Raw genomic sequence first — 13,458 nt, 5'->3', positions numbered from 1 at the left:
ATGGACGATAAACTGAAGATAAAAATATCGATAGCAGACAGGGTATACCCGCTTACGGTAGACCCGTCGCAGGAGGAAGGCCTCAGGACCGCCTCTAAAAAAATCGATGCCATGATAAAACAGTTCGAAGAAAACTATGCCGTAAGGGATAAACAGGATGTGCTGGCCATGTGCGCACTGCAATTTGCAGCGCTGGCCGAACAGCAGGTTATAGACCGCTCTGCGGAAATAGACGATGCCACCGAAAGGCTGAAGCTGATGGATGAAAAACTTGGGAACCTCCTATAAAATATAGCTTAAGACACGTTCTTTACATAGCAAACAAAACTGCCTGCATTAGTAAATATTTGATAAACTCAACGCCAATTCTTTAAAATGGGCGAATCGCCGCTTCTATGGCATGCTGCCTTTGTCGCAGATCCCTGAACAGCGGGTTAGCCCAAAACTTGTCAATACGAGTTTATACAATTCATCCTGATGCAGGCTTTTTTATATATATACATAAAACCAACATATGGAGATTCTATTATTGATAATTATCGGGATTGTAGGCCTGGGCGCAGGATTTGGTATAGCTAAATACCTTGAAAAGAACAGCTCTACCGGTATACTTGCAGAGGCAAAGAAAGAGGCATCTATCATTGTGAAAGATGCGACCAACCAGGGTGAAACGATTAAGAAAGACAAATTACTGCAGGCTAAAGAAAAGTTCCTGGAACTGAAAGCCGAGCACGAACAGGTTATACTTGGTAAAGACAAAAAGATAGCTGAAGCTGAAAAGCGTACACGCGATAAAGAGTCGCAAATATCAAGCGAACTTGCCAAAAACAAAAAACTAAGCGACGAACTGGAGCATAAAGTTGCAGACTACAACAACCGCCTGGAGCATATAGACAAAAAGCAACAGGAAGTAGACAGGCTACACAAAAGCCAGGTAGAACAGCTTGAGGTAATATCAGGCCTATCGGCTGAGGAAGCAAAAAACCAGCTTGTGGAAAGCCTTAAGGCTGAGGCCAAAAGCAGCGCTATGAGCCATATTCAGGACACTATTGAAGAGGCTAAGCTTACTGCACAGCAGGAAGCCAAGAAAATCATTATCAACACCATACAACGTGTAGGTACTGAAGAAGCCGTAGAAAACTGTGTATCGGTATTCAACATAGAGTCTGATGACGTTAAAGGACGTATCATTGGCCGTGAAGGACGTAACATCCGTGCGCTTGAAGCTGCTACCGGCGTAGAAATCATTGTGGACGATACCCCAGAGGCTATCATCCTTTCGTGCTTTGACCCTGTAAGGAGGGAAATTGCGCGCCTTTCACTACACAAACTGGTGACGGACGGACGTATACACCCTGCGCGTATTGAAGAAGTTGTTGCCAAAACTGCCAAGCAGATTGAGGACGAAATTATAGAAGTAGGTAAACGTACCGTTATAGACCTTGGTATCCACGGGCTTCACCCGGAACTTATCAAGATTGTAGGCCGTATGAAATACCGTTCGTCTTACGGACAAAACCTGTTACAGCACAGCCGCGAGGTAGCCAAACTTTGTGGTATTATGGCTGCTGAACTGGGCCTTAACGTGAAACTTGCCAAACGTGCCGGCTTACTACACGATATAGGTAAGGTTCCTGATACTGAAAGCGACCTTCCGCACGCGCTACTGGGTATGCAATGGGCTGAGAAATACGGTGAAAAAGAAGAGGTGTGCAACGCGATTGGTGCCCACCACGACGAAATAGAAATGAAGTCGATGCTGTCGCCAATTGTACAGGTATGTGACGCTATTAGCGGTGCAAGGCCGGGTGCTCGCAGGCAGGTGCTTGACTCGTACATACAGCGCCTTAAAGACCTTGAAGATATCGCTTACGGTTTCCAGGGTGTGAAGAGCGCTTATGCGATACAGGCAGGTCGTGAGCTTCGTGTAATAGTAGAAAGCGAAAAAGTAACCGACGATATGGCGGCTAACCTTTCGTTTGAAATATCTCACAAAATACAAACCGAAATGACCTATCCGGGCCAGGTAAAAATTACCGTAATCCGTGAAACAAGGGCGGTGAATATTGCTAAGTAACCGGTTATATGGTTATTTGTTAATTCGGTTATTCGATATAAAGGCTGCAGTTTTGCAGCCTTTTTTATTGCTTTATATTTTCTCGAATTATACTTTCTCTCGCAAAGGAGCTGCTTTTTTGAGTAGATATCATACCACTATTTTTATAGCAGGTTTCATCTCGCAAAGACGCCAAGGCGCAAAGTTTTTAACCCTATAAAGCGTGGCAAATCTTAGCGCCTTGGCGTCTTTGCGCGAAATAGCATACAAAAAAAGCCCTCTTTGGGCTTTTCTGAATCTATAGATATTTATTACGTTTTAAGCTTCTTCTTCTTGGCAGCAGGGAACAAAACATTGTTCAGGATAAGCCTGTAGCCCGGTGAGTTCGGGTGCAGGTCGAGCACTGTAGGGGCATCCCCTACCCTATGCTGGTAATCTTCAGGATCGTGTCCGCCAAAGAAGGTAAACATCCCCTTGCCTTTAGTGCCGTGTATGTAGCGTGCTTCGCCATTCTGCTTGCATTCGCCCATAACAAGAATATTAGATTTCACAAGGTCACCCACAAAAGCAGTGGTTTGCCCCATAAAGCCTTTTACCAATTGGGTATGGTTTTGGCACAGCATGCTTGGAATCGGGTCCCACTTGGCCGAATATTCCATCAGGGTGAAATAATCATTATCAGGCAAGATATTTCGTTTGGTAGTAGTATCGATATCCGAGAACTCGTACACCACAGGATTGCGTTCCAACACAAAATCCTTAAAGGCAAAAGTACTGTTGTAGTCAATACGCGACTGGTAGTTGGCATCGCTTGGGTCACCGTCAAACATCGGTTCGCATATATCCGTACCTTCCGCCGAAAGCGCAATATCAAAACTATCCGTAGCCGAACACATGGCAAACATAAAGCCGCCGCTAATTACAAAATCACGTATTTTTTTGGCCACAGCCAGCTTCTCCTGCGAAACCTTATTGTAACCTAATTTTGCAGCCAGCTTCTCAGCGTCCTGCTTTTGTTCTATATACCAGGGCGCATTGCGGTATGCCCCAAAGAATTTACCGTATTGCCCTGTAAAATCCTCATGGTGCAGGTGTAGCCAGTCATACAACAGCAGGCCATCGCCCAGCACTTCCTCATCATATATCGGCGTAAACGGTATCTCCGCATACGTAAGCACAAGCGTTACGGCATCGTCCCAAGGCTGCTTGCCCGGTGGTGTGTATACGGCCACTTTAGGTGCTTTTTCCAGCAGCACGTTTTCCATGTTTTGAGACGGGCTGCTTATTTCATCGAGTATACTGTTAGCCTGTCCATCGCTGAGTACTTCAAAGCTTACACCGCGAATCTGGCACTCTTTACGTATTTCAGAAGCATCAGGCAGCAGGAACGAGCCACCACGATAGTTCAGCAGCCAGTTGGCTTTATAGTTTTTAGAAAGTACCCAGTAGGTAATACCGTAGGCTTTGAGGTGGTTTTTTTGAGAGGTTTCGTCCATTGGCACCAGTATCATAGAGGCTTTTGCCCCAAATGACAACAGCAATACCAGCACGAAACATATTTTCCTGAAATTCATTACAAACAACTTTACTCCAAAGATAACGAATAAAAGGCAGATTAGATTGTAGGAGGTTTGGATTATTAGATTTGTTAGAACGTTAGATTTTTGGATTTTAAGAATATCAGAAAGCATGCGTAGTTTCCAATTTTCTAAAAATCTAAAAATCTAACAATCCAATAATCTAAAAAAATCAAATCTTCATTTTCACCTGGCTATCGTGCAGCAGGTATAGCTTTGCACACGCACGGGCATCGCTCAGGGCTTCGTGGTGGTTCAGTGCTATGTTGTTACGGTCGCAGCAGTATTGCAGATTGGCTTTAGGGTAACCTTTAGCGCGGTAAATTTTTACGGTACATTCCCATCGGTTGGCAATTTCAAGCTCGTCATAATGCAAGCCGTAATACGCCATGGTTTTAGACAATACACTACGGTCAAAACTTTCGTTATGAGCAACGATTTTTCTGCCAAAAAGCCGCTTCTGTATCTCCGGGAACAGCGTATCGAATGTAGGCACATTAAGAGTATCGTATGGTTTTATGCCATGCACCATAATGTTACGCGACCAATATTCATTATCGGGCGGCTGAATCAGGGTATGGTATTCTTCGGTAATAATACTGTCCTCTACTGTAATAATACCCACGGCACAGGCACTGTGGCCGTACCCGGTAGCGGTTTCAAAGTCTATTGCGGTAAAGTTCATGACTGTATTTTTACATTAGCCTCAACGTAGTTTCATTGTGAAGAACGAAGCAATCTCATCACTATAAAGTTATTTATGAGATTGCTTCGTCGTTCCTCCTCGCAATGACAGTACGCAAGGTATCGGGAGTTCCCTTATTTTATTGAACTAATGATGTCGTGCTTCGTAATGATGTGGTACCTGCCCTCTTCCAGTTCTACCAGTACAGCCTGGTTGTCTTTGGTAAACAGCTTTGAGATTTCATCTACCGAAGTACCTGATTTAACTACCGGATACGGTTTGCCCATTACATCCTTAATAGGTTTATCAGCGATGTCCTTATCCTCAATATAACTACGGAACAGGTCGGTTTCATCCACAGACCCAACAAAACCATCGACATCTACCACCGGTATCTGCGATATTTTGTACTTCCGCAGGCGGTCTATGGCGTGGCTTACCAGCTCTTCGGTGCGCACGGTTACCAGCGGCTTATCCGAATGGTCTTTAATAAGGTCTTCAGCCTTGGTTATTTCATCGTCAAGATAACCGCGTTCGCGCATCCAATCGTCGTTAAACATCTTGCCTACGTAACGGCTGCCACTGTCATGGAACAATACCACAACCACATCTTCGGGTTTAAAATGCTCTTTTAGCTGCAGCACGCCTTTCATGGCAGCACCTGCTGAGTTGCCTACAAAAATACCTTCCTCAAGTGCCAGCTTACGGGTATATACCGCAGCATCCTTGTCGGTTACTTTTGTGAAGCCGTCAATCAGGCTAAAATCAACGTTCTTTGGCAAAATGTCTTCACCTATACCTTCTGTAACATACGAGTAGATTTCGTTTTCATCGAAAATACCGGTTTCGTGGTACTTTTTAAACACTGAACCATAGGTATCTATACCCCAAATCTTTACATTCGGGTTGTTTTCTTTAAGGTATTTCGCTACACCGGAGATAGTACCACCGGTACCCACACCCACTACAAAATGCGTAATCTTGCCTTCAGTTTGTTCCCAGATTTCAGGGCCGGTTTGCTCATAGTGTGCCACTGTATTGCTAAGGTTATCGTACTGGTTTACGTACCATGAGTTAGGCGTTTCCTCAGCAAGACGCTTTGATACGGAGTAATACGAACGCGGGTCGGTAGGCTCCACATCGGTAGGGCAAACCACCACACGGGCACCAACGGCGCGCAGTATGTCCATTTTTTCCTTGCTCTGCTTGTCTGATATTACACATACAAGCTTATACCCTTTTACTATAGCACCCAGTGCAAGGCCCATACCAGTATTACCTGATGTACCTTCTATAATGGTCCCACCCGGTTTCAGGCGGCCATCGGCTTCGGCATCCTCTATCATTTTTACGGCCATACGGTCTTTTACCGAGTTGCCGGGGTTAAAAGTTTCTACTTTAGCCAGTACCAAGGCATCGATTTCCTTAGCCAGCTTGTTTATTTTTACCAAAGGAGTGTTACCAATGGTTTGCAGTATATTTTCAGCGTATTTCATATCAGTTGAATATGGCACAAAGATACGTTTATTTGTGAAATTGTTTTACGAGAAGAAATCCCAGATGACGCCAAAACGCACGGTGAAATCACGGTAAGGGTAGTTTGGCGCAGAATAAAAAGTAGGGCTGCTAAATGAGGAATTAAAATGTTCCGCACGGAGAAACACCCTAAACTCCTGGATTTTTGCATTTATGAAAAAATCCATCAACGGGAAACCACCAAACTTGCGTTTATCCTGCGAATAAAACTCACCCATTATAGGGTTGTAGTCGTTGCCATAATATTTTGTGAAGTACTGGAACGTAAAACCAGTTTGTATTTGCAATGCCCTTTTAAACCATCTGTCTGTGTAGTACAGTGTATTTCGTGTTACGAAAGAAGGCACATTAAGCACGTTACTTTCTTGTTGCACATTTTGGTACAATACCGTGTTATCAAGCCCAAGCTTCCAAAAACGGATATCCTTATGCGCCTTTACTGACAGGTAATTAATGGTTTTATCATACTGCACAGGCTTTACATACAGTGTATCAAAATAATTGGCTGTGTCTTCGCTTTCAAATGTATTAGCAAAGTAAAGATGGTCTTGTAATATAGAATACTGTACTGAAGCATCGAGCCATTTGGTTTTTGCTTCAAACTCAAAGCTGTTTATTTTTTCGTTCTTAAACGTATTGCTCCAGTTATACTCCTTGTAATCGCTTTGGTACAGCTGGTAATTCAGGTCGGGTAGCTTGTTCATATTCTGGTAGCGTGCCGAAACCTGGTTTTTATCGTCAAACTTATACGATGCCTGCAGGTCGATATTAGCCAACGACTGGTCTGTAATACTGTTTGAAATTAGTGCAGTACCTTTCCAGTTATTTTTTTGGTAACTATACTTAGCACCATAAGTATCTATACGGTCATTAAGTGCATTTGGCACTTCTACAGAAAAGTCGTTTTGCAGGATTATAGAATTGTAATAGTAATTATAGGTATAATCTTCTACGTAAAATTCTATATCGCCAATGGTTTCATTAGAGTACGCCGCACCAACCATATTGTACATGCGGTTATACCTGGTCTTGTTATTTGCCGATGTGGTATATGCATCACCGTACTTATCACTGAGTGTGGGCTGCTTAAACTCGAAAAATTTATCCTCGTAGTTAAAACGGTGGTGTACTACAATACTATTTGGGTTGCTTTTACTAAGACGGAACTCGTGGTCTATGAAAAAGCGCTTGCCTTTAAGCATGGAGCTTGCATCGGTAAAGTATACCTCAAGGCGTTCGCGCTCCGATGATGTCTGGTCACCGCCTTCAAATACACCGGTATCAATAATACCGCCATTTTCTTCATTTGAGAAATCCTGGCCGGTAAAGTGGAATTTAAGCATATAGCGGTTACCTTCCGTATTATAGCTGCCACCTATTTTAAAAACACCATTACTGGAAATAGAATTGATGTACTTACCTATAGACCGAAGGCCTTTATATCCCACAAAAAGGTTCAGTTTTTCAGATGTGTTTACCGTAAACAATGCATCAAGTATTTGCCCCTGCGACTGTGTGGAGCGGTACATTAAATCCGAATACGGTGTGGGTACATTATAGTACTTTATATCTTCAACTTCTGCATACGCAAAATGTTTGGCTTTAAAGCCAAAACCCGGGAAAGGGTCGAATTTAGTTAGCCCAAAATCAAGGGTATTGTATGCCTGCCCGTCATTAGCTAACGGCAACAACCCGAAATTATCTTTACGCAGATAGTTTGTAGTATATTCCTTTTCTATGGTAAGGGTGGTATCTACAAGAATAGTATCACGCTCAAGCGTTACTATTTTGTACATATCTATAGTGGCTATAGTATCTGCCGGAGCAAGTTGTCCGTCTGCATCGGGTGTTTTTTTATCGGCAGAGGTATCGCGCTTTATATTCATGTTCTTTGCCCTCGTAAGGCCCTGCTGCGAAAGCATTACCAACGGAAACAGTAACAGTATAAGCAAAAGCTGTTTTTTAAACATATATCGGGTATATGGAGAATATAACGGCAAAGATACTTTTTTAATATAAAAATAAGCTATTTATATAATGCGAAAAAGGCTGCCCAATGGGCAGCCTTTAATCTATTGAACAAACAGTAATTACTCTGCTGGAGTAAATATTGTTGTAGTGTCAAACTCAACATTGAAGAATGCCTGATCGAAAGTAACCGTTATAACACCGGTTTCAAAATCATAGGTACCCTCACCTTCACCAGTATCGCCACTGGCGTTAGTACCTTCCATTACTACACTACCATCACAATTTATAGTGATTAGCCCCGGATATATATAACCGGCATAAGATGTGTTATCAGCAAGTACTGCAGGAAGTGTTCCCCACATTGAATTGCTTGTAAAAGAGTTAATACCTACAATTTCAGATGCACGTGTTAAAACAGCATCAAATTCAACAGTAGTACCATAACCTGTAGCCTGGGCAGTATAGTTACCTTCAGCTTCTATAATACAACCCCTGAATATAAATACGTTAGCATCTACACTTTGGTCGTTGTAAGAATCAGCATCCTGTACAGAAACAAGTGTAAGTGCAATCATGCGTTGTTCCGTTTCAGGAAGGTTAGCATAATTAGCAGTTACTTTAACCTCACCTACATACTCACCTGCAGGTATTACCATTACAGGGTCTATAGTATACTGGTCTGGTGTTGCAGTACTAAGCAGTTCTTCAACCTGTACTACAAAAGTACGGTCATAGTCAACTTTATTTGTAACCCCTACTTCTACATAAGCTACATTTTCTGCAGCATCTTCAAAAGCAGGCAGGTTAACAATTTCCTGGTTAAAACCGGCATAAGAATAGCTTGAAACCAAGGTTTCGTTTTCAAAAGACTCACAGCTTGCAAGGGAAACAATCGCTAATGCAAACAAAAAAGACTTTATAAAATATTGTTTCATAATAATAAGCTTTTTTTATTAATAACCAGGGTTTTGCTGATCCTGAATATTAGGGTTAGAGATTATCTCAAGATTAGGGATTGGCATTGTAAACCTGTAATCAGTAGAACTAAGTGTACAAGAACCATATGGCTCACAATCCTTAAGGTAACGGTCTACGTTTTTACCGGTTACAGGACCAAGACGCTTAAGGTCAAGGTAACGGAAGCCCATAAATGCAAGCTCTTTCCTTCTTTCATCAAGGATGATAGAAAATGCTTCCTGTTGCGAGCTACCCATACTTACTGCAGTATTTATACCGGTACGGAAATTACGAAGCCTCCTTATCCAGTAGGCAGCAGAATTAACAGTGTTTCCGTTATAGTTACCTACACCGGCAAGGGCTTCTGCCCTAAGCAGTATAAGTTCACCTATTGTAAATATTTTAACGTCGTTAAGTAGTGCCTCACCCTGAACTTCATTACCCGGATATTTATTCACTACAAGTACATCATTATTCCTGTAAGTGCTTTGCGAAGCTATAGCCAGCTGCGCAGGACTCATTATAAGAGATGTTTCATCTATAAGAGCATTTGGTTGTATCCTGATATCTGTACTTCCGTAAGAGTTATAAAGCGCACGGCCAACTTCAAAGAACGGTGCACCATCTATATTACTACTTTGAGAGTTCCAGTAGCCACCAATCTGCGCATCGCCAAATACACGTGCAATTTTAAATATCATTTCTTCTGAAGATGTTTCCTCTAACTGGCCTATATAGCCATCAACTGTATTTTGAAGCGTATATGGAGCAGAACCCATAGGTAAGTCCGTAACAACATCTAAAGCTTCCTGATATTTTTTACGGTATACAAGCTCGCGTACTTTTAGTGCTAAAAGGAAATCCTCAGACACATAATACGTACTTTCAAGCACCGGATTTGGTGAAGCATCATAAATATCAAGAGCTTTCTGTATGTCTGAATCTACAAGTGCATAGATTTTATCATTAGTTACCCTTGGTAAAAACGTACTGTAATCATCAGCAGGTACAAAATCAAGCAGCATTACGCCAAGTGCACTGTCGTCAGCAGGATCTGTAGAGAACCAGCTTACAAGATCTACATAAGCATATGCCCTAAGGCCGTATAACTGTGCCCAAATATTGTCGTAACGGGTTGTTACATCAAGTTTTTCGTTTATTTCATCTTGAGAGGCATCAGGACCAGACTCTTCCCAGTAATACGGATTGTTATCCTTAAAATTCTGGGCAGCTACCATAAGGCGGTTAGCAAAGTTAATAAGCAAATAGTTCCTTTGCCATATAGCCTGTGGTGCATCAGAACCTGCGTTCAGGTTAAAGTTATAAACACCACTAATAAGGCCCTGGCCACCATTCTGTATACCTATTGAAGTTTCATCAGTAAAAATTGAGGTAAACTCAATTTCTGCATCAGTACCGAAAACTGCATAAACACCGTTAAGGCCGCTTTCAAGATTATCAATAGAAGTATAAACATCATCAGGATTAGTAACCTCTCCCGGCTGAGCAATGTTATAAGCATCATCACACGATGCTAAAAGCCCTAAAAGAGCTAAAGCTGTTAATAAAAATTTATTTTTTCTCATAGTAATGTTTTTTTTAGAATTGAACCTCAAGGCCTAACGACAGCATTTTTGGAGTAGGATACTGTGATTGGTCTGAACCACGGTTACTTTCCGCATCATAACCTCTCCACTTTGTCCATGTGTAAAGGTTTTCTGCTTGTCCATAAGCCCTGATAGCGCTAAATGGAGTTTTGGCAAGAAGTTCTTTGCTGAAGCTGTAACCTACACTAAGGTAACGAAGCCTTACGTAAGAAGCATCAATAAGGAACCTGTCTGAATAACCATCCCAAGACCTGTTAGTTGCATAAAGGCCCGGTACATTAGTTACACGGTTTTCAGGAGTCCAGTAATTATTAATATCTGTAGATTTATTAAACAGGTTAATATCTGTAGGGTCCATTAGGTTAGACCAGTCCCAGTCAAACCTGTAAAGGTCTGCTACGTAAGTAAACATTGCGTTAGCAAAGAAGCCTTTGTACTGAACGTCAAAACCAAAACTTCCCTGATATTTAGGCAACGATGATTTGTTTGTCCACTGGCGGTCTGCCTGCGATGGGTTTTCTGTAAGGTTACCATCTTTGTCATAAAACAACAGGTTACCGTTAGCAGGGTTAACACCGGCATATTTAATTACATAGTATTCATTGATAAGGCCACCTTCCTTCATTGCAGAAAGTGAGTTACCATCCCATATTACACCACTTGGAGGTGTAAGGTCTAACAGTTTGTTTTTGTTGTAAGAACCGTTAAAGTTTAACGTCAACAAGAAATCGTTAGTACTGATAACGTCATAACCTAACTGAAGTTCAACACCCCTGTTGTAAAGTGAACCGAAGTTACCGGCAATACTGTTAGAACCGTTTACAGCAGAGATACCTTTATCCTGGTAAAGATCTACCGTCCTTTTTTCGTACACGTCGAATACACCACGAAGCCTCCTGTTAAGCAATTCAAAATCTACGCCGAAGTCAAGCTGTTTAACCGTTTCCCATTGAAGGTTAGGACCTGCAAGTGAAGTAAGGGTATACGCCTGGCTGTTGTTGTAACCAGAACTAATGTTGTAAATAAACTTAGTAAGCGAGTTACCTATGTAAAGGCCAGAACCTGTAACATCCTGGTTACCTGTAGTACCGTAAGAACCACGAACTTTAAGCGCATTAAACACGCTCTCTTTCATAAAGTCCTCCTGGTCTACATTCCAGCGGCCGGCTATAGAGTAAAAAGTACCCCACCTGTTTTCTCCTGTAAACCTGAATGAAGCATCCCTCCTTATTGTTGCAGAAACACCATATTTCTCTTTGTAGTCATAATCTGCCGAAGCAAAGTAAGAGAACAAACCAGATTCACTTTTAGATGAACCCACTTCAGGAACATAGTATGTGTTATCTGACTGGAAGCCAATATAACCATTACCTGTACCAGGATGAGAGAACACAGGATCTAAACCGTTTTGTGTAGCAGAGAAACCTTTGTAGTGTGCTTTAAGATATTCTGTAAACGCACTGAAATCAATGCTGTGGTTACCGAAACGCTTAGAGTATGAAATGTTAGTAGTAGTAGTCATAGACACACTCCTTACGTAGCTTTCAGTCTGAAAACCACCCACCTGGTCACCTATGCTAAAGTAATAAGAGTTAAAACTCTCAGGATCTTGCCATGTAAGGCCTGTAGTATTTACATAATCAAGACCAAACTGTGTGCCTACAGAAAGATCATCTGTAATTTTATAGTTAGCCTTACCCTGCCCTATACCTTTAACCTCTTCTACCTGGTTTTTAAAATACCTTAGCTTATCCATTAGATAAAGCGGGGTTTTTTCAAGAGATAAAGCCTGGTTCCTCGCAAGATCAAAACCACTTGTGTAATCACCAGGGGTAATGTAAGGCGCTGCCTGAATGGCACCGATTACAAAGTTCTGGTTTATACCACCTGTACCAAGGCTGGTAACAGTGTTAGAAACTGAGTAGTTAGCTGTAAAAGTAGTAGAGAAGGTAAATTTACCATCGTTGCTTTTACCATCAAGGTTACTCCTGAAGTTAAACCTCCTAAGGTCAGAACCTTTAAGGATACCTTCCTGGTCAAGGAAAGCTAAAGAGGTAAACGAAGAAAGGTTTTTAGAACCTGCAGAAATATTCAGGGTGTGGTTTTGAGAAACACCAGTCCTGTAAAAATAATCTTTCCAGTCATAGTTAGCAGATGCTGCAATTTCCGCATCTGTCATAGGACGAGCTGTCTCAGTACCGGTAGCACCTGTATAAGCAGCACCACGACCTGCACCGTAAGTCCTTTGAAGCTCAAGCAACTGCTGGCCACTCATGGTGTTGTAACGGTTTTTCTGCATTTCAGAGAAACCTGTTATACCGCTATATTTAACCGTCATTTTAGAGTCATAAGACCCCCTTTTGGTTTTTACAACGATAACACCGTTAGCACCCCTGTTACCGTAAATAGCAGTAGCACCGGCATCTTTAAGTACAGTAGCACTTTCAATATCAGCAGGGTTAATACTCCTGAAGTTATCTCCGGTTTGCGGTACACCATCTATTACATATAACGGCTCTATGTTACCGTTAATAGAACCCGCACCCCTAAGGATTACCGTAGTATTGTTAGAACCCGGCTGACCCGATCCTGAAGCAATGTTAAGACCCGGAACCTGGCCCTGAAGGGTTTGCACAAACGAAGCGTTCGGGCGGCCTTCAATGGTTTTAGACGTTACTACTGCAGCAGCAGTAGCATTCTTAGGCCTTGACATGGTCCTGTAGCTGTCTACAACCACATCCTTAAGCACAGTACCTTCCTCAAGCTGTACATCTATTGTAGAAGAATTACCCACAGTAATCACCTGTGTAGTAAAACCTACAAAAGAGAAAACAAGCTTTTGGCCCGGAGCAGCACTAATAGAGTACTTACCATCAAGGTCTGTCTGAACACCTGGCGCCTTGCCCTCAACCATAACAGTTGCATTAGGTAATCCCAATCCCTGGGCATCATTAACTGTACCCGTAATGGTTTTTTCCTGGGCAAAGGTTAACTGAATGCAAAACGCCATTAAAAGCGTAAAAATCCAAGTAAACTTTGATTTCATATTTAAATTAAATTTGAGTTAGT

At 42.0% G+C, this 13,458-nt stretch carries 9 protein-coding genes and 1 other RNA gene; 3 read left to right on the top strand and 7 right to left on the bottom strand.

The genetic code is table 11. From position 1 onward, the window contains the following. The 3 genes from ACZIX4_RS14605 to rny all read left to right on the top strand — a co-directional run bounded on the left by ACZIX4_RS14605 (position 1) and on the right by rny (position 2,077). Positions 1 to 288, top strand: coding sequence for a cell division protein ZapA (locus tag ACZIX4_RS14605; protein ID WP_463336371.1), 288 nt, complete (start codon positions 1 to 3; stop codon positions 286 to 288). Positions 289 to 354: 66 nt separating this feature from the next. Beyond that, a non-coding RNA gene (gene ssrS, locus ACZIX4_RS14600) (6S RNA) lies at positions 355 to 462 on the top strand. Positions 463 to 514: 52 nt separating this feature from the next. Further along, entirely contained in the window at positions 515 to 2,077 is a 1,563-nt protein-coding gene (gene rny / locus ACZIX4_RS14595) for a ribonuclease Y (protein WP_463336370.1), read from the top strand. Positions 2,078 to 2,367: 290 nt separating this feature from the next. Here rny and ACZIX4_RS14590 read toward each other — a convergent pair whose 3' ends face one another. The 7 genes from ACZIX4_RS14590 to ACZIX4_RS14560 form a co-directional block, all read right to left on the bottom strand. After that, positions 2,368 to 3,630 carry an asparagine synthetase B gene (locus tag ACZIX4_RS14590; RefSeq protein ID WP_463336369.1) on the bottom strand — a complete coding sequence of 421 codons (1,263 nt, stop codon included), beginning with the start codon at positions 3,628 to 3,630 and terminating at the stop codon, positions 2,368 to 2,370. 175 nt (positions 3,631 to 3,805) lie between these two features. Next, positions 3,806 to 4,318 carry a 3'-5' exonuclease gene (locus ACZIX4_RS14585; RefSeq protein WP_463336368.1) on the bottom strand — a complete coding sequence of 171 codons (513 nt, stop codon included), beginning with the start codon at positions 4,316 to 4,318 and terminating at the stop codon, positions 3,806 to 3,808. 134 nt (positions 4,319 to 4,452) lie between these two features. Next, positions 4,453 to 5,814, bottom strand: a complete 1,362-nt coding sequence (locus ACZIX4_RS14580; protein ID WP_463336367.1) for a pyridoxal-phosphate dependent enzyme — start codon at positions 5,812 to 5,814, stop codon at positions 4,453 to 4,455. Positions 5,815 to 5,859: 45 nt separating this feature from the next. Beyond that, positions 5,860 to 7,806, bottom strand: coding sequence for a putative porin (locus ACZIX4_RS14575; protein ID WP_463336366.1), 1,947 nt, complete (start codon positions 7,804 to 7,806; stop codon positions 5,860 to 5,862). 138 nt (positions 7,807 to 7,944) lie between these two features. Further along, positions 7,945 to 8,760: a DUF4843 domain-containing protein gene (locus ACZIX4_RS14570; RefSeq protein WP_463336365.1), complete on the bottom strand. Its 816-nt coding sequence runs from the start codon at positions 8,758 to 8,760 to the stop codon at positions 7,945 to 7,947. A gap of 18 nt (positions 8,761 to 8,778) precedes the next feature. Beyond that, the gene (locus ACZIX4_RS14565) at positions 8,779 to 10,368 is read right to left on the bottom strand and encodes a RagB/SusD family nutrient uptake outer membrane protein (RefSeq protein ID WP_463336364.1); all 1,590 of its coding nucleotides are present in this window, start codon (positions 10,366 to 10,368) and stop codon (positions 8,779 to 8,781) included. 13 nt (positions 10,369 to 10,381) lie between these two features. Next, positions 10,382 to 13,435, bottom strand: a complete 3,054-nt coding sequence (locus tag ACZIX4_RS14560) for a SusC/RagA family TonB-linked outer membrane protein (RefSeq protein ID WP_463336363.1) — start codon at positions 13,433 to 13,435, stop codon at positions 10,382 to 10,384. Positions 13,436 to 13,458: the final 23 nt, after the last annotated feature.

This window comes from Flavobacterium niveum (genome assembly GCF_055231775.1).
The sequence above is the reverse complement of the archived record's forward strand: the minus strand, read 5'-3'. Positions and strand labels throughout refer to the sequence as shown.